Raw genomic sequence first — 25,409 nt, forward strand, 5'->3', positions numbered from 1 at the left:
GCGGCCCGCTGCGGTATATTCGCCCGCATGGCTACTCCTACCTCATCTCCCGACGCCGCCGCGCGTACCCCGTTCTCTTTGCATGGCCGCGTCGCGCTGGTGACCGGCGGCGCGCAGGGCCTGGGCCTGGCGATTGCCGCCGGGCTGGCCGATGCCGGAGCGCACGTGCTGGTGGTGGCGCGCAGCGAGGCACGCGTGCATGACGCGGTCGCCACGCTGGCCGCGCGCGGCGGCAGCGCCGAGGCGCTGGTGCTGGACATCACCGATGAAGCCGCGGTCGAGGCGGCGTTCGCGCGGATCGATGCCGCCCACGGCCGGCTCGACATCCTGGTCAACAACGCCGGCGCGCGCAACCGCAGCTCGATGGCGCATCTCGATGCCGGCGACCTGCGCGCGATGCTCGAGACCAACCTGGTCGCGCCCTACACGCTGTGCCGCCACGCCGCGCAACGGATGCAGCGCGGGCAGTACGGCCGCATCGTCAACGTCAGCTCGATCGCGGGCCAGGTCGCGCGCGCGGGCGACGTGCTCTATCCCGCCACCAAAGGGGGTCTGGATGCGCTGACGCGCGCGCTGGCCGCGGACCTGGGCCGCTTCGGCGTCACCGTCAACGCGATCGCGCCCGGCTACTTCGCCACCGAACCGAACCAGCCGATGGTCGACGACAAGAGCGTGGCCGAGTGGCTGCGCCAGCGCACCTCGCTGGGCCGCTGGGGCCGCCCGGAAGAGATCGCGGGCGCGGCGGTATTCCTGGCATCGCCGGCGGCGTCGTATATCACCGGGCACGTGCTAGCGGTCGACGGCGGCTACCTCGGCCACTTCTGACCCGTCGCCAACGGCAAAGCGTACCCAATTCTGCGTGCCATTCCGGTGACGGCGGTGGCCGAATTTCAGCGCCGCGCCGGCGCCTTGCCGCCGCGGTAGAACGCCTGCAGGCTTTCGATCATCGCCGCGGCGGCCGCGGAGTCGCCGCGGTCCTTCATCCGCACCAGGCAGATATCGCGCACCAGTGACGGCAGCTGCAGCGGCCGGATCGCCAGGCCCTCGCGCCGGAACTGGAACAGCGCCAGCGACGGCACCGCGCTGATGCCGAGTCCCGCCTGCACCAGCGCCGCCACGGTTGCCAGGTGCTCCACCTCCATCACGCTGTGCAGCCGCAACGGGTGCAGCGCCGCGTCGAGATGCTGGCGCACGCTGGTCGTGCGCGACAGCTGGATAAACGGCTCGCCTGCCAGGGCTTGCGGCGCGATGCGGCGCTTGCGCGCGAGCGGATGGCCGGCCGGGCAGACCAGGTGGAACGTGTCGCGCACCAGCGGCTCGACGCGCAGGTCGTCGTCCTGCGCGGGCGCCGGTGCCAGCGCAAAGTCGGCACGGCCCTGTCGGACCAGTTCGATGCAGCCGTCGGCGAGCTGGTCGAACAGTTCCAGCACGATGCCCGGGTAGCGTGCGCGGAACTGTGCCAGCAGCGGCGGCAGGTCGCCCGCCGCCAGCGACGGCAGCGCGGCGATCGACACGCGGCCCTTGCGCCGCTCGGCGTGCGCGCGCAGGTCTTCGAACGCCGCTTCGAAATCCGCCAGCAGCCGGCGCGCGGTCTGCTCGAAGCGCACGCCATCGGTGCTCAGCTCCACGTGGCGCGTGGTGCGCTCGAACAGGCGGCTGCCCGCCTGCTCCTCCAGCGTCTGCACCAGTGCGCTGAAGGCCGACTGCGACAGGTGGCAGGCGCGCGCCGCGCGGGTGAAGTTGCGGTAGGTCGCCAGCGCCACGAAGGCGCGCAGGTGCTTGACCGACAGGTTCATCGAGGGGTCCGTACTTATCCAGCAAGTCGATAGATTAATCCAAATAATCCGTTTTTTGGCTGGACGGGTGCGGCCTAGAATGGCTTCGACCCAGCCAACAACCTGCCTTCGACCATGACTGCTCCCTTGCTCATCGGCTCCGGCGCCGGCTTCTCCGGCGACCGTACCGACGCCGCGTTGCCGGTGGTGCGCACGCTGATCGCCGCCGGCCAGCCCGCGGCGCTGATCTTCGAGACACTGGCCGAACGCACGCTGGCGCTGGCGCAGCTGGCGCGGCGCAACGATCCCGCGCACGGCTACGAACCCCTGCTCGACGCGCTGCTGGCGCCGGTGCTCGGCCTGTGCCTGCAGCATGGCATTCCCATCGTCGGCAATTTCGGCGCGGCCAATCCGCATGCGGCGGCGCGGCGCGTGCTGCAGCTCGCAGCCGAACTCGGCCTGCCGGCGCCGCGCGTGGCGGTGGTGGAAGGCGACGATCTCTCGCACGACGCCGGCCGCGCGCTGCTGCAGGGCATCCTTGGCGACGCCTTCGACGCCGACCGCTTTGTCTGCGCCAATGCCTATATCGGCGCACAAGGCATCGCCGCGGCGCTGGCCGAGGGCGCACAGGTGGTGGTGTGCGGCCGCGTTGCCGACCCGGCGCTGGCGGTGGGACCGGCGATGGCGCATCACGGCTGGCGGTGGGACAACTGGGACCGGCTCGCCGCCGCCACCATGGCCGGCCATCTGCTCGAATGCGGGGCCCAGGTCACCGGCGGCTACTTTGCCGATCCCGGCATGAAGGACGTACCCGAGGTCCACGCGCTGGGTTTCCCGATCGCGCAGCTCGCCGAAGACGGCAGCATCGAGATCTTCAAGGCAGCCAATACCGGCGGCTGCGTCGACCTGCGCACGGTCAAGGAGCAATTGCTGTACGAAGTCCACGATCCGGCCGCATACCTGACGCCTGACGTAGTGGCCGACATCAGCGCCGTCACCGTCACGCAGATGGGCCCCGACCGCGTGGCGGTGCGCAACGTGCGCGGCCACGCACGTCCGGCGCAGCTCAAGGCCAATGTGTTCAGCCACGGCGGCTGGCTGGCCGAAGGCGAGATCTCCTATGCCGGCCCGAACGCCGCCGCGCGCGCGCGCCTGGCGGCCGACATCCTGCGCCGGCGCATGCAACTGCTGGGCCATGACACGCCGATCCGCTTCGACCTGATCGGCGTGCTCAGCGTCCTGGCTGACGACGCTGGCGCGATGCTCGCCCGGCGCCAGCCGAATGAGGCCGAGGCCCAGGACGTACGCCTGCGCGCCGCGCTGGCGCATGACGATGCCGCGGTGGCGCAGGCACTGCTGCGCGAGGTCAACGCGCTCTACACCTGCGGCCCCGCCGGCGGCGGCGGCGTGCGCACGGGACAGCGCGCGCGCCTGAACGCGGTGTCGTGCCTGGTGCCGCGCGAAGCCATCACCGCCACACATCGCTTCATCGCCTGAGGACGACGCCATGACCACGATCCATGCCATGACTGATGCCAACGCCGCGCTCTACCAGTTCGCCCACGGCCGCACCGGCGACAAGGGCGACCGTTCCAACATCAGCGTGATCGCCTACGATGCGCGCGACTACGAGCACCTGGTTGCCCACGTCACCGAGGACGCCGTGCGCGCGCTGTTCAGCGAGCGCCGGCCCGGCGCCGTCACGCGCTACCTGGTGCCGTCGCTGCACGCCATGAACTTCGTCATCGACGGCGTGCTCGACGGCGGCGTCAATGACGCGCTCAACCTCGACACCCACGGCAAGGCGCTGTCGTTCCGCCTGCTGCAGCTGCAGATCCCGCTGCCGCCGCGGCTGGCGCCGGCTACCCCCTGAATCCGCGCCAACAACGCGCGCCAGCAACGCGCACCAACAACGATTCCGACAGGAGACAACGATGCACCGATTCCGCAAGCCACTGGCCGCCGCCGCGCTGTGCGCACTGGTCCTGCCCGCCGGGCAGGCGTGGGCCGAATTCCCCGACAAGCCGATCCGATTCGTGGTGCCGTTCGCCGCCGGCAGCGCCACCGACCAGCTCGCGCGTGCCATCGGCCAGGCCATCACGCTGGACAGCAAGGTCACCGTGGTGGTCGACAACAAGCCCGGCGCCAACGGCTTTATCGCCGCGTCTGACGTCGCCAAGGCCGCGCCCGACGGCTACACCGTGCTGATCAGCACCAACACCACGCATGCCGCCAACGAGCACCTGTTCAAGAAGCTGCCCTACGACCCGGTCAAGGACTATGCGCCGGTGACCGCGCTCGGCCGCGGCGGCCAGATCATGGTGGTCAACCCGCAAGTGCCGGCCAGGACCGTGGGCGAGTTCATCGCACTGGCAAAGAAGCAACCGGGCAAGCTCAGCTTCGGCAGCGGCAGCTCGTCGTCGCGCATTGCCGGCGAGCTGTTCCAGCAGATGGCGCATGTCGAGCTGCTGCACGTGCCGTACAAGAGCAATCCGCTGGCGATCACCGACCTGCTCGGCAACCAGATCCAGATGATGATCACCGACACCGCCACGGGCCTGCCGCAGGTCAAGAGCGGCAAGCTGCGCGCGCTGGGCGTATCGGGCAAGGCACGCTCGCCGCTGGCGCCCGACGTGCCGACCATCGACGAGGCCGGCGTCAAGGGCTACGAGATGAGCTACTGGTTCGCGGCGTATGCGCCGGCCGGTACGCCGCAGCCGGTGGTGGCCAAACTCAACGCGATGATGGTGAAGGCCGCGCGCAGCGATACCGCGGCCAGCTTCTACCAGTCGACAGGCACCGAAGTGTTTACCAGCACGCCCGCCGAGCTCGTGAAATTCCAGGCGCAGGAGTCCGGCAAGTGGGGTCGCATCATCAAGGCGGCGAATATCCAGCCTGAGTGACGACGAGCCGTTGCAAGCTCGCATGAATGGAGAACGGGGCCGCATGGCCCCGTTTTTTACGCAGAAGTAGGTACGCTTTGGCGGAGCGTACCCATTTCTGCGTGGCTTTTCTTGTGTCCTTTCGTGTCGTGCATTGCCGCGGTGTTCAGCGTCCTGCGTGCTTTTCCGGTGCGTCGACATCCGGCTTAACATACGTCTTTGTCTTCCTCGACAACGATCAACAACAAGGAGCCAGACATGACGCTGCAGTCCGCCGCGCGCTTCGCCATCGCTCGACCTGGGCACGCCGTGCACCAGGCTCTGCGCCTGCCTGCCATCGTGCTGGCCGCCGCGATGGCAACCGCGCTGCTGCCGGCCACGATCGGCACCGCCCATGCCGCCGCGGCGCAGCAGAAGACGCAGGCGCCGGGCTACTACCGCATGATGATCGGCCAGCTGGAAGTCACCGCGCTGTACGACGGCTACATCGACCTCGACCCAAAGATCCTCAAGTACACCAGCGCGCGCGAGGTGCAAAGCCTGCTGGCACGGATGTTCGCCGAGTCGACGCCGGGCATGCAGACCGCGGTCAACGCCTACCTCGTCAATACCGGCAGCAGCCTGGTGCTGGTCGATACCGGCGCGGCGGCATGCTTCGGCCCCACGCTTGGGCGCATCGGCGACAACCTGCGCGCGGCAGGCTATGCGCCCGAACAGGTCGATGCCGTGCTGCTGACCCACCTGCACGGCGACCACGCCTGCGGCCTCGCCGCGAACGGGCAGATGGCCTTCCCCAACGCGACGGTCCATGTCGACAAGGCCGATGCCGACTACTGGCTCAACGAAGCCAATGCCACCGCGGCGCCGAAGCCAGCACAGGAGCTGTTCGAGATGGCCCGCGCCGCGGTCGCGCCATACCAGGCGGCGAACCGGTTCCGCACCTTCAACGGCCGCGATGGCGCCGAGCCGATTCCTGGCGTGCGCGCGCTGCCCGCGTACGGGCATACGCCGGGCCACAGTGGCTACCTGTTCATGTCGGGCAAGGACAGCCTGCTGCTGTGGGGCGACATCATCCACAGCCATGCGGTGCAGTTCCGCCGTCCGCAGGTGGCGATCGAGTTCGATACCGACAGCCGCGCCGTGGTGATCACGCGCAAGCGCATCCTGGCCGATGCAGCCAAGGGCAAGCTGTGGGTGGGCGGCGCGCACCTGCCGTTCCCCGGGCTGGGCCGTGTGCGCCGCGATTCCGTCGGCTATACCTGGGTGCCGGCCGAGTACGGCCCGGTCCGCGCGGATCGATAGCCTGGGCGCACGCCGCGCACGCCGCGCACGCCGCGCACGCCGCGCACGCCGCGTTTTTCGCCTAGAGTCATGCCATGGGCCCGCGCCGGATCGGCACGGGCCGCCGTCCCTTGCCGGAGGCACGCCATGGCAACCCCTGCATCCCCGCTCGATCCCAAACGGCGCCTGTTGCTGGGCGCCGCCGCCTGCGCCGCGCTCGCCGCCAGCCTGCCGCGCCCCGCGCGGTCGCAAAGCGCGCGCCGCAAGGCCGCGGCGCAGCCCATCGGTGTGATCGGCGCCGGCCAGATCGGCGGCACCATCGGCGGGCTGTGGGTCAAGGCCGGACACCCGGTGCTGTTCTCCTCGCGCCACCCCGAAGCCCTGAAGCCGATGGTCGCAGAAATGGGTACGCTTGCCCGGGCCGGCACCGTGGCCGAGGCCATCGCCTTCTCCGACGTGCTGTTCCTGGCCACGCCCTATGGCGCCTTGCCGCAGCTGAGCCGCGACCACGCCGAGGCGTGGCGGGGCAAGATCGTGCTCGACGCCACCAACGCCTTTGACCACCGCGACGGCCCGATCGCCGAGGAGACCAGGCGCGACGGCATCGGCCTGACCACGGCGCGCTACCTGCGCGGCGCGCGCGTGGTGCGCGCGTTCAACTTCATGGGGGCGGCGCAGTTCGCCAGCGAGCACCACCGGCAAGGCGGGCTGGTTGCGGTGCCGATCGCGGGCGACGACAAGGCTGCGCTCGACGTGGCGGCGCAACTGGTGCGCGATGCGGGCTTCGAGCCTGTGGTGGTGGGCCCGCTGTCCAGCGCCGACCGCTTTGCGCCGGGCGGGCCGCTGTTCAGGCAGGTCGGTACGGCCGAGGAATTCCGCCGCAAGATGGGCGCGCAGTGAGGCGCGCGAGGATCAGTCGAGGGGGGCCGGAGCAGGCCGGCTATCAGGCCGGCTGTCACGTCGACTCAGGGCCGGCGCCGCTCCATCGCCACCATCGACGGCGTAAAGCCGAGCTGGCCGAAGAACGCCGCTTCGGAAGAGCGCGCCGCGCGCAGCACCCAGGTGATATCGGGATCGTTGCCCATGACGTAGCGCACCAGCTCGCGGCCGATGCCGCGCCGGCGGTGGCTCGGGGCCACGGCAACCATCGACAGGAAGCCGTCGGAGACGTCATCGCACAGGGCCCGGGCGAAGCCGACGATCTCGCCGCCTTCCACCGCCACCGCCACGCGCTGGGAATTGGCCACCAGCCGCGCGAACTTGTCGGGACCGCCGATCCGGTTGGACCAGCCATTGGCGATCAGTAGTTGTCTGGCTGCCTCGATGTCCCCAGGCAACAGGTTACGGATTTCCATTGGCGGCTCTCCCAGTCAAGCATGTACGGCCCCTCGCCGCCCCTTGCCACCAGGGGCGCCGCGAGTCGAGAACGGCACGGGAACCCGCGCCGCACAATTGGCGGAGTGTAGCGAGCGGGCGCGGGCGCGTCAATTTGGCTTCCGGCTGGGTGGGGGTGCCACTCACGCCAGCGCGCGGGCGGGGTATCATGGCCTGCATGAATGCCCCCGTCTTCTCCTCAGCCCATCCGGCCGACCAGCTCGCCGAATTTTCTGACGCGGATGCGGCGCTGGCGCGCATCCGCGAGATCTACGACGCGTCGGTCGGCGCGGTGCGCGCGCGCTTCGATGCATTCGCCAGCGGCAAGCCGCTGCCCTCGGCCGCGCACGCCTGCTATCCGTACCTGGGGATCTCGGTCAACATCGAGACCATGGTCACCGACAGCCGCCCTTCCTGGGGCACGGTGGCCTACCCCGGCGTGTACGGCACCACGGTGACCCGCCCCGACCTGCTGGCGGACTACTACCGCGACCAGATCGAACGGCTGATGCGCTACCACCGCGTTCCGGTGGTCGTGGGCCTGAGCCGGCGCCCGATCCCGCTGCCGTTCGTGATCGAGGCCTCGACCACCGACATCAGCTACACCCAGGCGCGCGAGCTGGAGGCCTCGTTCGTGCTGCCCGAGTTGAGCCGCATCGACGACGGCATCGCCAACGGCACCTACGAGCCGATCCCGGGCGAGGCCTGGCCGCTATCGCTGTTTCCCGCCGAGCGCGTGGACCTGGCGCTGCAGCGGCTGTACCACTACACCGGCACGGCGCCGCAGCATTTCCAGCGCTTCGTGCTGTTCACCAACTACCAGCGCTATGTCGATGAGTTCGTCGCGCTGGGCCGTGCGCTGATGGGGAGCAGCGACGGCAGCAGCGACGGCGGCGGCTACACCCGCTTCGTCGAGCCCGGCGACGTGGTGCAGGACCTCGGCGGGGCCGAGCCGGACGACGCGACCCGCCCGCGCGCGCTGCCGCAGATGCCGGCCTACCACCTGGTGCGCGAGGACAAGCTGGGCGTGACGTTGGTCAATATCGGCGTGGGTCCGTCCAACGCCAAGACCATGACCGACCATCTCGCCGTGCTGCGCCCGCATTGCTGGCTGATGGTCGGCCACTGCGGCGGCCTGCGCCGCTCGCAGCAGCTGGGCGACTACGTGCTGGCGCACGCCTACGTGCGCGACGACCACGTGCTCGACCACGACCTGCCGCCCTGGGTGCCGGTGCCGCCGATCGCCGAAATCCAGGTGGCGCTGCAGGAAGCCGTGGCGCGCGTCACCGGCCTGTCCGGCAATGAAATGAAGACGCGCATGCGCACCGGCACCGTGGTCTCCACCGACGACCGCAACTGGGAGCTGAAGTCCAAGTCGCTGTACGCGCGCTTCAACCAGTCGCGCGCCATTGCCATCGACATGGAGAGCGCCGCGGTGGCCGCCAACGGCTTCCGGCTGCGCGTGCCCTACGGCACGCTGCTGTGCGTCTCGGACAAGCCGCTGCACGGCGAGCTCAAGCTGCGCGGCATGGCCAATGCGTTCTACCGGCAGCGCGTCAGCCAGCATATGACCATCGGCCTGGAGGCGATTCGCATCCTGCGCGAGAACGGCGTCGAGCAGCTGCATTCGCGCAAGCTGCGCAGCTTCGACGAGCCGGCGTTCCGCTAGGCCGCAACGGCCCTGTCTCGTCAAAGAAGAAGGCCGGCGCCCGATGGCGCCGGCCTTCTTGCATGGCGAGCCGTCAGGCTCAGAAGCGATACCCCACGCCCATGCTGAACACCCACGGGTCCAGGCTGACGTGCGACACCTTGACGTTGCCGGCCTTGACGTCGCTCTGCAGCCACATCTTCTTGATATCGGCGTTCAGGAACCAGTTCCTGGTCAGCTTGTAGTCCATGCCGATCTGCAGCGCCGGGCCCACGCTCCAGCTGTCGAGCTGCAGCGTGTCATTGGCAATGTTCTCGCCGTAGATGCGGGTGAAGTTCAGGCCGGCGCCGATATACGGGCGGAACGTGCCGTTCGGAATCAGGTGGTACTGGAACAGCAGCGTCGGCGGCAGGTGCTTGAAGGTGCCGATCTTGTTGCCGTCGAGATAGACGTTCTGCTTCTGCGGCACGGTCAGCACCAGCTCCGCGGCGAAGTGCGGGGTGAAGAAATAGGTGACGTCGAGCTCGGGGATCCACTTGTTGTTGACCGTGATGCGGTTCGAGGCGCCCACACCGCCTACGGGATCGGAGCTTTTGCTCATGTCGAGATAGGTGCCGCGCAGGCGCACCATCCAGTTGCCCTGGCCGTCGTCGGCGGCCAGGGCGGGCGTGGCAAAGGCGCCGAGCATGGCGCAGGCGGCGATGGCGGAGCAGGTGAACCGGGTACGGAGAGAGAGCTTGTTCATGATGTTTTGTCTTGGTCTGGCGGAGAGGCCGCGGCCAGTTTGGCCGAGCGGGTCCGTGCCGACCTTGACCCAAAACAAGTCGTGCCGCCGCCACACGCGGGGCGTCGCGATCGCGCGACAACGGGGTTGCGGTGCCAATCCTCCGTGAATAACCACATGCGGAATCATTCGTGGCGCGCCGGCGTGCCAGCCCTTACGCTGTGCAGGAGATCAGCGCCCGCAAGCTTCCACGCGAAGGCGGGCGCCGTGGCACCGGGCATGTCGTGGGCGTCCGCAAGGGCGTCTTTCCGGGTGTGCCCCGTGGGGGCGGGGCACACCGGTTTTCTTCGGATCCCCTCGCGGCGAGCGCCGCATCAGGCCGCGGCGAGCGCCGCATCAGGCCGCGGCGAGCGCCGCATCAGGCCGCGGCGGCGTCGTCTGCCGGCCGGCGCCGTGCCGCGCCAAAGCCTGCCTGCAGGTGCCGGTTCACGCCCGAGACCACCGCGCAGGGACGCCGTGACCAGGCATCGCATCGACGCCCGCGCCGAAGCCCGTCGGCGAATCGCCCATCCCCACTTCCACATGGCAAGCCAAACGGCTGTGTCACGCCGGTCCGCCTCGACCAAAGGACGGTCGCGTGTGCGCTGAAAGAATGAGTCATGCGCAGTTCCGTACGTTATCCCTCAGTCATCTGGCCGGTATTGCGCTGGCACCGTTGCGCCTAGGCTGGTAGCGCGGGAAAAAACACACGGGGGAACATCATGAGACTGAGAACGTGGGCAACCTGGTTGGCAGGCACTGCCATGACATTCTTGCTGGCCGCTTGCGGCGGTGGTGGCGGTGGCTCGAGCTCGCCCGCCACGCCTGCCGCGACCACGCCGCTGACCTTCAGCGTCAAGATGAGCACGACCTCGGGCGAGGTAGGCGTGGGCCGTTCGCTCACCATCAGCGCGCTGGCGGTGGACAGCAACGGCGTCGATGTCAGCGGCAATACGGTGTTTACCTGGAGCAGCGTCGACACTGGCGTCGCCACGATCGAACCGGTCGCAGCCACGCCGGCCAATGCGGTGGTCCGTGGCGTCGCCACCGGTACCACCAGCGTGCAGGTGGTCGCGACCGTCAGGAACGCGGACAACACCACTACCACGCTGCCTGCGCAGACCGCCACCATTACCGTGGTGCCGGCTTCCGCGGTCAGCTACAGCCTGTCGATCCCCAATACCAGCCTGTCGATGAGCGACGGCCAGGAGCTGCCGGTCAAGGTGTCGCTGATCGACAGCAATGGCAATGACGTCTCGGCCAGCGTCAACAACTGGGCTTGGGCGAGCAGCGCCACCGCGGTCCAGGTCACGGCCAGCCAGAACAGCGCCACGCTGAAGGCGAGCAACAGCTCGGCCACCACGGCGGTGACGGCCGACGTGTCGGTGTCGGTCACGGCGCCGGATGGCCACGCGATCGGCGGCGTCATCGTGGTGACGGTCGCGAAGAACGGCTCGGCTACCTATCGCGTGGTGACCACGAGCAACGGCCAGCCGGTGGATGCGTTGCAGGTGTTCAGCACGCGCCCGGCGAACTTCACCTCGCGCGTGCTGCGCAACGACGGCCAGGATGTCACGGCCGACTTCGATGGCACCTGGACCTACACCGCCACCTCGCCGACGCTGTCGGCTTCGGAAGCTGCGGGTACGCACGACGCCACGGTCAGCACCAGCCTGGCCAAGGGCACCGGCCCGGTCCAGAGCACGCTGACGGTGACCGCCGTGAGCACCAGGCTGGGCGTGAGTTCGGCGGCCAACCTGGCCGTGACGGAGAATCCTACCTGGGCGCTGGTCGGCGATATCCAGCAACCGCTGACATTGCTGCAAGCGCTGCCGATCGAGGTGACCGCGCGCATGAAGCATCTGGGCGATGATGCACAGTACACCGAGTGCAAGGACTGGGCATGGGACAGCACCGGGCCCGTGTCGCTGACGCCTAGCCTGTTTGCATTGCCGAACCAGGTGCGCGCCACCGGCACGGCCGCTGGCGACTTCACCATCACCGCGACCTGCACGGCGATCGCCGACAACACGCCGCTGCAGCTGGTCTTCGTCGGTACCGTCAAGTAAGCAGCAACGTTCCCGCGCGCAAGTGAAACGCCCTCCGATCCCGGAGGGCGTTTTGCGTTGGGGGCAAGCCTCAGCGGTTCCGGGAGCAACGACCTCGCTCCCAAGGCGTACCCATTTCTGCGCGACAACGACAAGCAGCGTCCGTCCGCAGCAGAGCCCGCCAAACAGCTCCAGCAACCGCGCGCTTTACTGGCACCGCAGCCCACGCCAGCCATGCCTCGCACGCAAAGCGTACCCATTTCTGCGCGCCACGCAACAGGCCTGCACGGCCTGCGACGCCCGCTCGCCAGCCCGCTCAGGGACTCGGCACGCGTGCGCGCAAACCGCCGCCAGCGCGTTCCGCGCAAGCCGTGGACCGTACCCATTTCTGCGTAAAGGAAAAAACGAGCCCCGCAGGATGAATGGAGGGAAAAGAAGGGGAAAGACGCGCCGTTCAGCGCTTGCGCACGAAGCGCACGACCTGTTCTGCAGGCCTTTCCTGCGCGTCAGTGGCGTTGGCGGTGTTGGATCCGCAGGTGTTGCAGCCGCCGTCGTCGCAGCCGCTGGCGCAGCCGGAGGCGGCCTGTGGCGCCAGCCAGCGCACCAGCCGGCCGCGCCAGCCGCGCGCTGCGCCGCCGCCCAGGCGCGCCGCAAGCGCGGCCTTGACGCGCTCGCGCGTGCGCGGCGCATAGCGCGCCACCACCGAAACCGTGCACGCCAGCACGATCAGCGGGACCAGCAGCGTTTCGATGGCGTGGTAGAGCGTCATGGCGGCGATGGCGTCAGCTGAACAGCAGCGCGACGCGATACGTGACAAACGCGGCCAGGTAGGCCAGCCCGGTCAGGTACACGACCGAGGCGGCCATGACCTTCCACGAGTTGGTCTCGCGGCGGATCACCGCCAGCGTGGAGATGCACTGCGGCGCGAACACGAACCACGCCAGCAGCGCCAGCGCGGTGGCCAGCGACCACTGCGCGGCGATCATCGGCGCCAGCTGCGCGGCCATGGCGTCTTCACTGCCAGACAGCGCGTACACGGTCGCCAGCGCGCCCACTGCCACCTCGCGCGCGGCCAGGCCCGGCACCAGCGCGATGCAGATCTGCCAGTTGAAGCCCACCGGCGCGAACACCTTCTGCAGCGCGTGGCCGATCATGCCGGCAAAGCTGTAGTCGATGGCCGGCGCGGTCGCGCCTTCCGGCGGCGCCGGAAAGGTCGACAGGAACCACAGCAGCACGGTCAGCGCCAGGATCACCTTGCCCACGCGCGACAGGAAGATGCGGGCACGCTCCCACAGGCCGATGGCCACGTCGCGCACGTTGGGGATGCGGTACGACGGCAGCTCCATCAGCAGCGGATGGTCGGTGCGGTCGCGGCGGAAGAACTTGAGCGCATAGGCCACCGCCAGCGCGCTGACGATGCCGGCCACATACAGCACGAACAGCACCAGCCCCTGCAGGTTGAACAGTCCCATCACCGTGCGTTCGGGGATGAAGGCGCCGATCAGCAGCGCATACACCGGCAGCCGTGCCGAACAGGTCATCAGCGGCGCCACCAGGATGGTGGTAAGGCGGTCGCGCGGGTCCTGGATGGTGCGCGTGGCCATGATGCCGGGGATCGCGCAGGCAAAGCTCGACAGCAGCGGGATGAACGAACGGCCGGACAGCCCCGCGCCCATCATCAGCCGGTCCAGCAGGAATGCCGCGCGCGGCAGGTAGCCCGATTCTTCCAGCGTGAGGATGAACAGGAACAGGATCAGGATCTGCGGCAAAAACACCACCACGCTGCCCAGGCCCGCGATCAGGCCGTCGACCAGCAGGCTTTTGAGCAGGCCGTCGGGCATATGCGTGCCGAGCAGTTCGCCGGCCCAGTGCACGCCGCCCTCGATGCCGTCCATCAGCGGCTCGGCCCAGGAGAACACCGCCTGGAACATCAGGAACAGCAGCACCGCCAGCAGCAGCAAGCCGAACACCGGGTGCAGCACGATGCGGTCGAGCCGGTCGTCCAGCGCGGCGGTGCGCGCCGGCATGCTGACCGCCGCAGCCAGCAGGCGGTTGACTTCAGTGTGCACGTCAACATCGCTGGCCGGCTCGGGCGTGGACGGCGGCGCGGCAGGCAGGGCGCCGTCGAGCAGCGCCAGCAGCGCGGCCGCGCCGTCGCGCTTGACCGCCACGGTGCTGACCACGGGCACGCCCAGCGCGGCCGCCAGCTTGTCACGGTCGATCCGGATGCCGCGGCGCGCGGCGGCGTCGCTCATGTTGAGCACCACCACCATCGGCAGGCCCAGCCGGCGCAACTCCAGCACAAAGCGCAGGTGCAGGCGCAGGTTGGTTGCGTCCACCACCGACACCAGCAGGTCGGGACGTTGCTCGCCGGCGCGCACGCCCATGCAGACGTCGCGCGTGATGGCTTCATCGAGGCTGGCCGCATGCAGGCTGTAGGCGCCCGGCAGGTCCAGGATGCGCACCTGGCGTCCGGCCGGCGAGACGAAATGGCCTTCCTTGCGCTCGACGGTCACGCCGGCGTAGTTGGCCACCTTCTGCCGGCTGCCGGTCAGTCGGTTGAACAGTGCGGTCTTGCCGCAATTGGGGTTGCCGACCAGCGCGACGCGCAGGGCAGGATTCGGGGAGGCTGCTGCAGACATATTCCGGAAGGGCTCAGGCGCACCGCTTGGTCCGCTCGTTCGGTGTGGACGCCTTGGCGCCGGGCTGTTCGCCCGTCTCGGCGGGCGCGATGCTGCTCAGCGAGGCGCAGGCAAGCTCGACCCCGATGCGCGCCGCTTCCACGCGGCGCAGCGCAAAGCGCGTAAAGCCGACCTGCGCGACCAGCGGATCCCTGCCGAAAGGCCCATAGGCGATGATCTGGACGATCTCGCCAGGGACAAAGCCAAGCTCTCGCAGGCGGCGCGCAACCGGGTCGCCGGGCGTGGCATCGTCCACCGATTGCACTACGGCGGGGGTGCGCCGTGGAAGTTCAGACAACCGCATCATGCTTCCAGTCCGTTGGCGTGGTCGTCCAACGCGGCCGTGGTGCGGCCGGCATGACCTCGCCGGGTACGTAAATGAAAATCGTTTTCATTGTATCGCAAATAGGGCATGACGATGCCCTACAAGTGGCGGGCACGCCAGCCGCCGCGCCAGCGCGGCAGGAGGCGAATCATAACCGTTGAAGGCGCGTGCCCCGAAGGGACAAGATTAGGGGCTGGCGGCCGCATGTCAGCGCGGCGGCACACATATGCCGGCGGCATTCGTACATGGTTGCCGCCGGCATTTGGAGTTCGGCTTTCCAAAACCTAATGCAACAGGTTTCATGCAGCAGCATGCAATTACTGCATTTGCGTTATTGGATGCCGCAAGCCTGCGGAGTTAAGCTGCAAGCACGCTGAACACCCCGTTCCACGCGTACTTCACAAGCCATCGGCCACGGTGCCGGTGGCTTTTTCTTGTCGAACCGCCTTTTTCGACGCCGCCTGCGCGGCCACCATCGCCACAAAGTTGTCGCGGGCGGGATGGTCGGGTGCCGTCTTCCACACGCAATAGACTTCGGAGCGCACCGCCGTGCCCGCCAGCGGCCGGAACGCCGCGCCTGCCATGCCCGAGCGCGCCAACGCCGCCGGTACCACGGCCACGCCCATGCCCTGCGAGACCAGCGACACCACCGAGAGCCAGTGGCGCACTTCGTGCCGGATCTGCGGGTAAAAGCCCTGGGCCGCGCACATATCGAAGATACGGCTGTAGTAATCCGGCGACGCCTTGCGCGAGAACAGCACGAAGGCCTCGCCGCGCAGGTCCGCCAGCGCCAGCTCCGGCTGCGCCGCGAGGGGGTGGTCCGCCGGCAGGCAGCAGACGAACGGTTCGGCGTGCACGCGCGTTGCCTGCAGCGAGTCGGGCACGCGGCCGGTGTGGATAAAGGCCGCGTCGAGCTCGTCGTGCAGCAGCGCATCGATCTGCTCCTGCGAGTTCAGTTCGGTCAGCGCCACCTGGATGCCAGGGTAAGCCGCCTCGAAGCCCCGCAGGGTCTGTGGCAGGCCGCGATACAGCATCGAGCCGACAAAGCCCACCCGCAGCCGGCCGATGGCGCCCGCTTCGATCTCGCGCGCCAGCTGCCGCGCCGCCTCGGCCTGCGCCAGCAATGCCGTGGCCGATTCGCGAAAGGCGCGTCCGGCCGCGGTCAGGCGCACGCCGCGGCTGTCGCGGTCGAACAGCCGGGCGCCGACCGAGGCTTCGAGCTGCTGGATGTTCAGCGACAGCGGCGGCTGCGAAATGGCGAGCCGGCGCGCAGCCCGGCCGAAGTGCAGTTCCTCGGCCAGCACAAGGAAATAGCGCAGGTGACGGAATTCCATGGCGATACAAAAATTATATGGATCGAGCCAATTTTAGAATTAGACGCAAATCCTTAGGGTTTGAATAATGCAGATCAAAGGGCCGCAGCGTGTTCGTCAGCCACGCCGGTCCACCCGCCAAGGAGACCACACATGCCGACCAGCGCCGTGCGCGATACCGCACCTCACGTCCAGCCCGACAGCCCCGCCGCCGCTCATCCGGTACCCGACCGCCAGGGCGGCAGCCTGCTCGCCGCCGATCCCGAGTTGCGTGCACTGCTGCCGCTCTACCTGCCGGCGGACCTGTTCAACCACCTGCTGCCGCACCTCGAGCGCATGGGCGCGCTGGCTGGCGGCGTGCTCGACGAACTGGCCGCCGTGGCTGACCAGAACCCCCCGACGCTGAGCTACCGCACCCGCAGCGGCGTCGACGCGCAGCGCATCGACAAGCATCCCGCCTATGTGGAAATGGAGCGCGTGGCCTTCGCCGAATTCGGGCTGGCCGCCGCCTCGCACCGCGGCGGCGTGCTCGGCTGGGACAAGCCCATGCCGCCGGCGGCGAAGTACGCGCTTACCTATCTGTTCGTGCAAGCCGAGTTCGGCCTGTGTTGCCCGCTGTCGATGACCGACTCGCTGACGCGCACGCTGCGCAAGTTCGGCGATCCGGCACTGGTCGAAAAATTCCTGCCCAACCTGACCACGCAGGTGTTCGAAGACCTGTACCAGGGCGCGATGTTCATGACCGAGCAGGGCGCCGGCTCCGACGTGGCCGCCACCGCCACGCGCGCGGTGCGCGATGCCGGTGCCGAGGGCGGCTGGCGCCTGCACGGCGACAAGTGGTTCTGCTCCAACCCCGATGCCGCGCTGGCGATGGTGCTGGCGCGCGTGGAAGACGAGGCCGGCAACGCCGTCCCCGGCCACAAGGGCGTGTCGCTGTTCCTGCTGCCGCGCAAGCTGGCCGACGGCAGCGACAACCACTACCGCATCATCCGGCTCAAGGACAAGCTCGGCACGCGCTCGATGGCCAGCGGCGAGATCCGGCTGGAAGGTGCGCAGGCTTATCTCGTCGGCGAACCGGGCCGCGGCTTCGTGCAGATGGCCGACATGATCAACAACTCGCGCCTGTCCAACGGCGTGCGCGCCGCCGGCCTGATGCGCCGCGCGCTGACCGAGGGCCTGTTCATTGCGCATGAGCGCCGCGCCTTCGGCAAGCGCCTGGAGGACATGCCGCTGATGCGCCGCCAGCTGCTCAAGCTGACGCTGCCCACCGAGCAGGCGCGCACCATGGTGTTCCAGACCGCCGAGGCGCTGCGCCGCGCCGATGCCGGCGAGGCCGACGCCTATCCGCTGATGCGCATCCTGACCCCGCTGATCAAGTTCCGCGCCTGCCGCGACGCGCGCAAGGTCACCGGCGACGCCATGGAGATCCGCGGCGGCTGCGGCTATATCGAGGAATGGAGCGACCCGCGCCTGGTGCGCGACGCCCACCTCGGCTCGATCTGGGAAGGCACCAGCAATATCGTCGCGCTCGACGTGCTGCGCGCGATCCGCCGCGAAGGCGCGCTGCCGGTGCTGCAGGCACACCTGGCCGGGCTGCTGGCCGATACGCCGATGCATGCCGGCGCGCGGGCCACGTTCGAAGGCGCCATCGCCGCCGCCGCGAAGCTGGCCGCGCACGCCGCCGAAGCCGGCGCCGACGGCGACCTGCTGGCGCGCCAGGCGGCTTCGGCGCTGTACCACGTCACCACTGCCACGGCGATGGCGTGGGAAGCCGGCCGCATCGGCTCGGTGCGCCGCATGCGCCTGGCGCAACTGGTGCTGCGCCACCGCGTGCTGCCGCAGGATCCGCTGGCGGCAAGCACCGAGCCGGAATGGCTGGCCGAAACGGTGGCGCCCCCTGCTGACGGCGTGGTGCGCGCAGCAGGCGCGGTCGCCGACGTGAACGTGTTCTGACGCCGTATCCATCCCGATTGTTTGCTCCCCTCTCCCGCCAGCGGGAGAGGGGCCGGGGGTGAGGGCAGGCGGTGGCATACCGAGACGCCTCGCTTCGTTGATGCTCCCGCCCTCACCCCAACCCTCTCCCGCAAGCGGGAGAGGGAGCACCCCCAACCCAAGACGCCCCAACCATCCCGTTTACCCCGCGGGAGACGTCCTACACCAGGAGACAACGCCATGAAACTCTGGCACCGCGTAGCGGCCATCGCCGCCTGCTCCCTTTGCATTGCCCCCGCCTTCGCCCAGAAGGAATTTCCGACCAAGCCGATCATGATGGTGGTCACCTATCCGCCCGGCGGCCCCACGGATGCCATGGCGCGCACGCTCGCGGCCGCGCTCAAGAGCAGCCTGGGCCAGCCGGTGGTGGTGGAAAACCGCGCCGGCGCCGGCGGCAACATCGGCGCGGAAGCCGTGGCGCGCGCCGAGCCCGACGGCTACACGCTGATGTTCGGCACCTCGGCGCCGCTGGCGATCAATGTCAGCCTGTACCGCAAGATCAACTACGACCCGATCAAGAGCTTTGCGCCCGTGATCCAGATCGGCCAGCTGCCCAACGTGCTGGTGGTCAACCCGTCGGTGCCGGCCAGGAACGTCAGCGAGCTGATCGCCTATGGCAAGGCGCATCCGGGCAAGCTGACCTATGCCTCGTCCGGCAATGGCGCGTCGTCGCACCTGGCCGGCGTGCTGTTCAACAACGTCACCGGCACCGACTTCCAGCACATCCCCTACAAGGGCACCGGCCCGGCGCTGAACGACCTGCTGGGTGGCCAGGTGAGCATGACCTTCACCGACGTGCTGACGGCGATGCCCTTCATCAAGAGCGGCAAGGTGCGTCCGCTGGGCGTGACCACCAAGGCGCGCTCGCAGGCGCTGCCCGACGTGCCGACGGTGGCCGAGCAGGGCGTGCCCGGCTTCGACGTATCGGTGTTCTTCGGCGTGGTCGCACCCGCCGGCACGCCGCCGGAAGTGATCGGCAAGCTCAACCGCGCCTTCGCCGATGCCCTCAAGCAGCCGGAGGTGCGCAAGACCTTGCTGGCGCAGGGCCTGGAGTTCGCGCCGTCGACCACGCCCGAGCAGCTCGGCGGCTTCGTCAAGGCCGAAGTCAGCAAGTGGCGCGCCGTGGTGCAGAAATCCGGCGCCCAACTCGACTGAGCAGCAAGGAGACCGCCATGACGCAATCCAGCCCCGGCGCGCTCGCCGGCATCCGCGTGGTCGACCTGTCGCGCATCCTGGGCGGCCCGTACTGCGGCCAGATCCTCGGCGACCACGGTGCCGACGTGCTCAAGATCGAACCGCCGCAAGGCGACGACACCCGTACCTGGGGGCCGCCGTTCAAGGACGGCGTGGCGTCCTACTACTTTGGCCTGAACCGTAACAAGCGGGTGATGCGGCTGGACCTGACCACGGCAGGCGGGCGCGAAGTCCTGCTGGCGCTGCTGGCCGAGGCCGACGTGCTGGTCGAGAACTTCAAGACCGGCACGATGGAGAAATGGGGCTTGGGCTATGACATACTGTCGGAGCGCTTCCCGGGGCTGGTGCATTGCCGCGTGTCGGGCTTCGGCGCGGATGGCCCGCTCGGTGGCCTGCCCGGTTACGATGCGGCGATCCAGGCCATGTCCGGCATCATGAGCATCAACGGCGAAGCCGATGGCGACGCGCTGCGCGTGGGTTTGCCGGTGGTCGACATGGTCACCGGGCTCAATGCCGCGATCGGCGTGTTGCTGGCGCTGCAGGAACGCGCGCGCAGCGGGCGCGGGCAGTTTGTCGAGGCGGCGCTGTATGACTCCGGCCTGTCGCTGCTGCATCCGCATGCGGCCAACTGGTTCATGAGCGGCAAGACCCCGCAGCGTACCGGTAACGCGCATCCGAACATCTACCCGTACGATACCGTGGCCACTGCCACCGACCCGATCTTTCTCGCGGTCGGCAATGACCGGCAGTTCCGCATCCTGTGCGAACACCTGGAGGTGCCGGCACTGGCAGAAGACGAACGCTATGCCACCGCCGGCGCGCGGTCGGTGAACCGCGTGGCGCTGAAGGCCGAGCTGGAGGCGCACCTGCGCAAGCACGATGGCAAGACGCTGGCCGACACGCTGGTTGCCGCGGGCGTGCCGTGCGCACCGGTGCTGTCGGTGGCCGATGCCCTGCAGCATCCGCACACGTTGCATCGCGAGATGGTGGTGGAAATGGAAGGCGGCTACCAGGGGCTGGGCGCGCCGGTCAAGCTGAGCCGCACGCCGGCGACGTACCGGCATGCGCCGTTGACCGAGGGAGAGGAATTCCTGCCGCGCAACGTCGGCGCAGCCTGAGCGCTGCCGATTGCTGGCGCCCCTCTCCCGCTTGCGGGAGAGGGGTTGGGGGAGAGGGCGGGCGCTCGCAGAACCGCCCACCCAGGCAGATGCCAACTCAGCCAGGAATCATCCCCGGCAGCCAGTAAGCCTGCACCATCGTGATCACCCCGATGATCACCGCAAACAACAAGCTGTGCTTGACGGTAAACCGGAACAGCTCCGACTCCTTGCCCACCAGCCCCGTCGCCGCGCACGCCACCGCGATCGATTGCGGCGAGATCATCTTGGCGGTCACGCCGCCAGTGGTGTTGGCCGCCACCATCAGGGTGTCGGACACGCCGATCTGGTGCGCGGTGGTGTTCTGCAGCGCGCAGAACAGCGCGTTGGACGACGTATCCGATCCGGTCAGGAACACGCCCAGCCAGCCGAGGAACGGCGAGAAGAACGGGAACGCGGCCCCGGTGCCGGCCAGCAGCAGTGCCAGCGTCGAGGACATGCCGGAGTAGTTCGCGACGAAGGCAAAGGCCAGCACCAGCCCGATCGACAGCACCGGGCGCGCCAGTTCCACCAGCGTCTCGCCGAAGGTAACAACCAGGTCGCGCGGCTTCATGCGCAGCAGCACGGCCGAGATCAGCGCGGTCAGCAGGATCGCGGTGCCCACGGCGGACAGCAGGTCCAGCTTCAGCACGGCGTCATAGGCCTTGGGCGTGGCCACGATCGGCGCGGCCTTGATCACCATCTGGTCCAGCCCCGGCACCTTGAACTTCAGCACCGTGCCCGCCAGCGCGCCGTTGGCGGCGAACAGCGCCTTGAACGGCTGCAGGCTCCATACCGTGACGATCGCCGTCAGGATGCCGAACGGTGCCCAGGCGCGCAGTGTCTGCGCCAGCGTGTAGGGCGATGCCTTGCGGCTTACCGGGGCGGCGCCAAAACCGCCGCCGAAGCCGCCCAGCGCCACGGTGCCGCCGCTAACCGTACCGCCCGCGCGTTGCGATGCACTGCGCGGCTGCCACACCTTCAGGAACGCCGCCAGCGACACCAGGCTGACCAGCGCCGAGGTGATATCCGGCAGTTCCGGCCCGATATGGTTGGAAGTGAAGTACTGCGTCACGGCAAAGCTGCCGCCGCACACCAGCGCCGCCGGCCAGGTCTCGCGCACGCCCTTGGCGCCGTCCATCATGAACACCAGCCAGAAAGGCACCAGCAGCGACAGCAGCGGCAGCTGGCGGCCGGCCATGGCGCCGATCAGGAAGGGATCGATGCCCGTGACCTGTCCGGCCACGATGATGGGAATACCCATCGCGCCAAACGCCACCGGCGCGGTATTGGCGATCAGGCACAGCCCGGCGGCATACAGCGGATTGAAGCCCAGGCCGACCAGCAGCGCGGCGGTGATCGCCACCGGCGCGCCGAAGCCTGCCGCGCCTTCCAGGAAAGCGCCGAAGGCAAAGCCGATCAGCAGCATCTGCAGGCGCTGGTCGTCGGTGATCGCCAGCACCGAGGCGCGGATGATGTCGAACTGGCCGGTCTTGACCACGATCTTGTAGAGGAACACCGCGGTCACGATGATCCATGCGATCGGCCACAGCCCGTAGGCAAAGCCGAAGCCGGCCGCGGCCAGCGCCTGCTGCACCGGCATGCCGTAGGCGAAGATCGCCACGCCGAGCGCCAGCAGCAGCGTGACCGCGGCGGCGACATGACCCTTCATGCGCCACACGGCCAGCGCGATGAAGAAGAACAGGATGGGAATGGCCGCCGCCAGCGCCGACAGCCACAGGCTGCCTAGCGGCGTATAGAGTTGGGTCCAGGGTTGCACGGTTAGTCTCCTGCTTCAGTGATGTTTCGGGAAAACCTTTGTAGTTCTGGTGAACGCGGCGAGCCTTGGCATGCTCGCTGGTTTGCTCCCCTCTCCCGCTTGCGGGAGAGGGGCAGGGGGTGAGGGCAGGCGCTCGCTATGCAACGGCGCCAAACTCCGTGGATGCACCCGCCCTCACCCCAACCCTCTCCCGCAAGCGGGAGAGGGAGCACACAATCGACAGCTGGCAAGGTCAGGGCAGCGCCTACTCCGGCTGCCCCTTCTCCTTGAGCAGATCCGCCAGGCTCTTCGCCGCCGGCTTCAGCGGCGTGCGATGCTGCGTCCATCCCATCTGCTTCGACGGCGCCAGCGCACGCAGCCGCGTGGCCGCCCAGCGGAACATCCGGTAAGTGGCCGGGTGCGAATACGCCCCGCTCCAGAAGCGCCACACCAGGTGCTCGCCCTTGCTGTACTTCGCGCCTTGCCCGCGCAGCGGATTGGCCACCCGTTCCTCCGGATCGCGGTTGGCCTCGGTACGCAGGCGCACCAGCAATTGCGGGATCGGGATGCGCACCGGGCAGACCTCGCCGCAGGCGCCGCACAGGCTCGATGCGGTGGGCAGGTCCGCAGTGGCTTCGAGTCCCAGCAAATGGGGCGAGATGATCTTGCCGATCGGACCGGGATAGGTCGTGCCATAGGCATGGCCGCCGATGCGCGTATAGACCGGGCAGTGGTTCATGCATGCGCCGCACCGGATGCACTGCAGCGTGGCGCGCAGCTGCGCGTCGGCATAGGCCTGCGTGCGGCCGTTGTCGAGCAGTACCAGGTGCACCTCGTGCGGCCCGTCGCGCTCGCCGTCGCGGCGCGGGCCGGAGATGAGGTTGAAATACGTGGTGATCGCCTGCCCGGTGGCCGAGCGCGTCAGCAGGCTCGACAGCGGCACGATGTGCTCGAGCTTCGCCACCACCTTTTCCATGCCCATGATGGCGATATGCACATCGGGGACCGTGGTGGAAAGCCGGCCGTTGCCCTCGTTTTCGACCAGCCACAGGGTGCCGGTGTCCGCCGCGGCGAAGTTGACGCCGGACAGGCCGATATCGGCGCCGACGAACGCCTGCCGCAGCGCGCGGCGGCCGGTCTGGATCAGCGCGTCGACGTCCTCGGTATAGGGCGTGTCGGGAATATGCCGCTCGAACAGCGCGGCGATGTCGCCCTTGGTCTTGTGGATCGCCGGCATCACGATATGCGACGGCTTCTCGCCCGCCAGCTGGACGATGTACTCGCCCATGTCCGACTCGATGCAGTCCACGCCGCGCTCGGCCAGGTAATGGTTCAGCTCGATCTCCTCGCTGGCCATCGACTTGCCCTTGATCACGCGCCTGGCCTGCCTTGCTGCCGCGATGCCGTGGATGATGCGGTTGGCCTCGTCGGCGGTCTCGGCCCAGTGGACCTGCACACCGGCGGCGCCGAGCTTCTCCTCCAGCTGCACCAGCAGGTCCGGCAGGTTGGCGAGCGCATGCTGGCGTACCGCTTCGCCCAGATCGCGCAGCCGCTCCAGTTCATCGGCGTCGGGAAACTGCGCCTGCCGCTTGCCCTGCAGGAAGTCCATCGCGCCGCGAAAGCTCTGGCGCAGTTTGGGATCGTCCAGCGCCTCGCGCGCGCGCGCCTTGAAGTCTTGCGGCGCGACGAAATGCAGCGTGCTCTGGCTCATTGCACGGCCTCCTTGTTGTCGATGTCCAGCTTGTCGATGTCCAGCTTGTCGATGTCCCCCACGATGACGACCCACAGCCGGCGCGGTCCGTGCGCACCGTAGGCCAGCGTCTGCTGGATATCGGAGGTCTTGGACGGGCCCGAGATCATTACCAGGTTGGTCGGCATGCCGTCGCGCCAGCGTTCGGCGCGCGCGGCCATGTGCAGGTCCTGGTGCAGCGTCGATGCGCGCACCAGCGCCACGTGCAGCGGCGGCACCAGCGATACCGTGCGCGGCGAACCGGCATCCGGCGCAACGATCAGCGTGCCGGTGGCGGCAATGCCCGAGCGCGCCACGGTAAAGCCGGCGTCGACGGTGTCGAACAGCTCCGCTTTCCAGGCTTCGATGGGGCGCTCATAGCCGATGGCCTTGACCTGCGGCGGCAGCGCGGCAGCCAGCGCCGCGCCGGCGCGGCTCGCGGGATCGAGCAGCAAGCGCCGGACGCCGGCCTGGGCCAGCGCCGTGGCCAGCAATGCCGGCCATGCTTGTTCATCGGCGCACCAGACTTCCGCGTGCGAGGCTTCCAGTGCGGTGCGCATTGCATCGACCAACTCGTCGACGCTCGGGGCATCGTGCCGGCGTGCCTCGAAATGGCCATCGATGCGGCGATCCAGTTCAGCGGTGGAAGAGGCGGGCGCAGGGGCGGCGGCGCGCAGCCGGCCGAGCATGCGTTCGCGGGCGCCGGGCGTGCTCATGCGGCACCTCCGGTACGGCGCCACAGGAAGCTGGCCAGGTGCTCGACCTGCAGCGGCGCGCCGTCATGCGCGGCGGTGTGGCCGATATTGAGCAGGCAGCCGCAGTCGGCCGACACCAGCCGCCCGCAGCCGGTGGCGCAGGCGGACGCAACCTTGTCGCGCACCATCGCGCCGGAGATATCGGGATGCTTGAGTGAGAACGTGCCGCCGAAGCCGCAGCATTCCGACTCGCGCTGATGCTCGACGCGGGTCACGCCCGGCAATGCGTCGACCAGCGCCACGCCATGCTGGCGCGTACCCATTTCGCGGCGCGCGCCGCAGGAGGTATGCAGCACGATCCGCTCGGGCGCCTGGCCCGGCGGCATGGCGTCGTGGAAATCGACATGGAGCACGTGCAGCAGGAATTCGCCCAGCTCGTAGATCCGCTCGGCCAGCGCGCGCGCCTTCGGGCCTGCCACGGGATCGTCGGCGAACAATTGCGGCCAGTGGTGGCGCATCATGCCGGCGCATGACCCGGACGGCACGACCACCGGCCACGGCTGGCTGAACAGGTCCAGCTGCGCGCGGGCGACCGCTCGCGCGGCGTCGGGATTGCCGCTGCTGTAGGCCGGCTGGCCACAGCAGCTCTGCGCACGCGGAAAATGTACGGTGAGGCCTTCGCGCTCGAGCAGCCGCACGGCGTCGAGCCCCGCCTGCGGCACGAACAGGTCGACCAGGCAGGTGGCAAAGAGGTAGGCCTGCGTGGGGGCAGGGCCGCTGGGGTACTGACGATCCTTCATGTCTCGCTCCGGAT

General features: G+C 68.8%; 22 protein-coding genes. 11 read left to right on the forward strand and 11 right to left on the reverse strand.

Features of this window, described 5'->3' with window-relative positions; all coding sequences use genetic code 11:
* Positions 1-27: 27 nt before the first annotated feature.
* Positions 28-825: an SDR family oxidoreductase gene (locus JTE92_RS00230; RefSeq protein WP_063237689.1), complete on the forward strand. Its 798-nt coding sequence runs from the start codon at positions 28-30 to the stop codon at positions 823-825.
* 65 nt (positions 826-890) lie between these two features.
* Here JTE92_RS00230 and JTE92_RS00235 read toward each other — a convergent pair whose 3' ends face one another.
* The gene (locus tag JTE92_RS00235) at positions 891-1,796 is read right to left on the reverse strand and encodes a LysR family transcriptional regulator (RefSeq protein ID WP_063237690.1); all 906 of its coding nucleotides are present in this window, start codon (positions 1,794-1,796) and stop codon (positions 891-893) included.
* A gap of 114 nt (positions 1,797-1,910) precedes the next feature.
* Here JTE92_RS00235 and JTE92_RS00240 point away from each other — a divergent pair, with 114 nt between their 5' ends.
* The 5 genes from JTE92_RS00240 to JTE92_RS00260 all read left to right on the forward strand — a co-directional run bounded on the left by JTE92_RS00240 (position 1,911) and on the right by JTE92_RS00260 (position 6,838).
* A complete protein-coding gene (locus JTE92_RS00240; RefSeq protein ID WP_063237691.1) occupies positions 1,911-3,272 on the forward strand; it encodes an acyclic terpene utilization AtuA family protein in 1,362 nt (453 codons plus the stop codon).
* A 28-nt stretch (positions 3,273-3,300) separates the two neighbouring features.
* Positions 3,301-3,648, forward strand: a complete 348-nt coding sequence (locus JTE92_RS00245) for an AtuA-related protein (RefSeq protein WP_063237788.1) — start codon at positions 3,301-3,303, stop codon at positions 3,646-3,648.
* 61 nt (positions 3,649-3,709) lie between these two features.
* Complete coding sequence (locus tag JTE92_RS00250; protein WP_063237692.1) at positions 3,710-4,678, forward strand: Bug family tripartite tricarboxylate transporter substrate binding protein; 969 nt, start codon at positions 3,710-3,712, stop codon at positions 4,676-4,678.
* 237 nt (positions 4,679-4,915) lie between these two features.
* The gene (locus JTE92_RS00255) at positions 4,916-5,959 is read left to right on the forward strand and encodes an MBL fold metallo-hydrolase (protein ID WP_063237693.1); all 1,044 of its coding nucleotides are present in this window, start codon (positions 4,916-4,918) and stop codon (positions 5,957-5,959) included.
* A gap of 126 nt (positions 5,960-6,085) precedes the next feature.
* Complete coding sequence (locus tag JTE92_RS00260) at positions 6,086-6,838, forward strand: NADPH-dependent F420 reductase (protein ID WP_063237694.1); 753 nt, start codon at positions 6,086-6,088, stop codon at positions 6,836-6,838.
* 65 nt (positions 6,839-6,903) lie between these two features.
* Here JTE92_RS00260 and JTE92_RS00265 read toward each other — a convergent pair whose 3' ends face one another.
* Positions 6,904-7,293 carry a GNAT family N-acetyltransferase gene (locus JTE92_RS00265; protein WP_063237695.1) on the reverse strand — a complete coding sequence of 130 codons (390 nt, stop codon included), beginning with the start codon at positions 7,291-7,293 and terminating at the stop codon, positions 6,904-6,906.
* A 188-nt stretch (positions 7,294-7,481) separates the two neighbouring features.
* Here JTE92_RS00265 and JTE92_RS00270 point away from each other — a divergent pair, with 188 nt between their 5' ends.
* Positions 7,482-8,981, forward strand: a complete 1,500-nt coding sequence (locus JTE92_RS00270) for an AMP nucleosidase (protein ID WP_063237696.1) — start codon at positions 7,482-7,484, stop codon at positions 8,979-8,981.
* Positions 8,982-9,060: 79 nt separating this feature from the next.
* Here the strand turns inward: JTE92_RS00270 and JTE92_RS00275 are convergent, their stop codons facing one another.
* Entirely contained in the window at positions 9,061-9,705 is a 645-nt protein-coding gene (locus JTE92_RS00275; RefSeq protein WP_063237697.1) for an OmpW/AlkL family protein, read from the reverse strand.
* 782 nt (positions 9,706-10,487) lie between these two features.
* Here JTE92_RS00275 and JTE92_RS00280 point away from each other — a divergent pair.
* Positions 10,488-11,792, forward strand: a complete 1,305-nt coding sequence (locus JTE92_RS00280; RefSeq protein WP_084254479.1) for a hypothetical protein — start codon at positions 10,488-10,490, stop codon at positions 11,790-11,792.
* 433 nt (positions 11,793-12,225) lie between these two features.
* Here the strand turns inward: JTE92_RS00280 and JTE92_RS00285 are convergent, their stop codons facing one another.
* The 4 genes from JTE92_RS00285 to JTE92_RS00300 all read right to left on the reverse strand — a co-directional run bounded on the left by JTE92_RS00285 (position 12,226) and on the right by JTE92_RS00300 (position 16,111).
* On the reverse strand, positions 12,226-12,540 hold the full coding sequence (locus JTE92_RS00285) for a DUF6587 family protein (RefSeq protein WP_063237699.1): 315 nt from the start codon (positions 12,538-12,540) through the stop codon (positions 12,226-12,228).
* A 13-nt stretch (positions 12,541-12,553) separates the two neighbouring features.
* Positions 12,554-14,413 carry a ferrous iron transport protein B gene (feoB, locus tag JTE92_RS00290; protein WP_063237700.1) on the reverse strand — a complete coding sequence of 620 codons (1,860 nt, stop codon included), beginning with the start codon at positions 14,411-14,413 and terminating at the stop codon, positions 12,554-12,556.
* Positions 14,414-14,426: 13 nt separating this feature from the next.
* Positions 14,427-14,756 (reverse strand): FeoA family protein, encoded by a 330-nt coding sequence (locus JTE92_RS00295; RefSeq protein ID WP_063237701.1) that lies wholly within the window; start codon positions 14,754-14,756, stop codon positions 14,427-14,429.
* A 419-nt stretch (positions 14,757-15,175) separates the two neighbouring features.
* Positions 15,176-16,111, reverse strand: coding sequence for a LysR family transcriptional regulator (locus JTE92_RS00300; protein WP_063237702.1), 936 nt, complete (start codon positions 16,109-16,111; stop codon positions 15,176-15,178).
* Between the two features lie 132 nt (positions 16,112-16,243).
* On the opposite strand from JTE92_RS00300, the gene JTE92_RS00305 reads away from it, so the two are divergent.
* From JTE92_RS00305 to JTE92_RS00315, 3 genes are all read left to right on the forward strand, one after another.
* The gene (locus tag JTE92_RS00305; protein WP_063237703.1) at positions 16,244-18,043 is read left to right on the forward strand and encodes an acyl-CoA dehydrogenase family protein; all 1,800 of its coding nucleotides are present in this window, start codon (positions 16,244-16,246) and stop codon (positions 18,041-18,043) included.
* A 219-nt stretch (positions 18,044-18,262) separates the two neighbouring features.
* The gene (locus tag JTE92_RS00310; protein ID WP_063237704.1) at positions 18,263-19,237 is read left to right on the forward strand and encodes a Bug family tripartite tricarboxylate transporter substrate binding protein; all 975 of its coding nucleotides are present in this window, start codon (positions 18,263-18,265) and stop codon (positions 19,235-19,237) included.
* A gap of 17 nt (positions 19,238-19,254) precedes the next feature.
* Positions 19,255-20,394, forward strand: coding sequence for a CaiB/BaiF CoA transferase family protein (locus tag JTE92_RS00315; protein ID WP_063237705.1), 1,140 nt, complete (start codon positions 19,255-19,257; stop codon positions 20,392-20,394).
* Between the two features lie 97 nt (positions 20,395-20,491).
* Here JTE92_RS00315 and JTE92_RS00320 read toward each other — a convergent pair whose 3' ends face one another.
* The 4 genes from JTE92_RS00320 to JTE92_RS00335 all read right to left on the reverse strand — a co-directional run bounded on the left by JTE92_RS00320 (position 20,492) and on the right by JTE92_RS00335 (position 25,395).
* Entirely contained in the window at positions 20,492-22,192 is a 1,701-nt protein-coding gene (locus JTE92_RS00320; RefSeq protein ID WP_063237706.1) for a lactate permease LctP family transporter, read from the reverse strand.
* A 244-nt stretch (positions 22,193-22,436) separates the two neighbouring features.
* On the reverse strand, positions 22,437-23,882 hold the full coding sequence (locus JTE92_RS00325; RefSeq protein WP_063237707.1) for a LutB/LldF family L-lactate oxidation iron-sulfur protein: 1,446 nt from the start codon (positions 23,880-23,882) through the stop codon (positions 22,437-22,439).
* Entirely contained in the window at positions 23,879-24,616 is a 738-nt protein-coding gene (locus JTE92_RS00330; protein WP_063237708.1) for a LutC/YkgG family protein, read from the reverse strand. The genes JTE92_RS00325 and JTE92_RS00330 overlap by 4 nt, the downstream gene beginning before the upstream one ends.
* On the reverse strand, positions 24,613-25,395 hold the full coding sequence (locus tag JTE92_RS00335; RefSeq protein WP_063237709.1) for a (Fe-S)-binding protein: 783 nt from the start codon (positions 25,393-25,395) through the stop codon (positions 24,613-24,615). The genes JTE92_RS00330 and JTE92_RS00335 overlap by 4 nt, the downstream gene beginning before the upstream one ends.
* Positions 25,396-25,409 lie beyond the last annotated feature (14 nt).

The sequence above is a fragment of the Cupriavidus oxalaticus genome (assembly GCF_016894385.1).
GTDB classification, from domain to species: Bacteria; Pseudomonadota; Gammaproteobacteria; order Burkholderiales; family Burkholderiaceae; genus Cupriavidus; species Cupriavidus oxalaticus.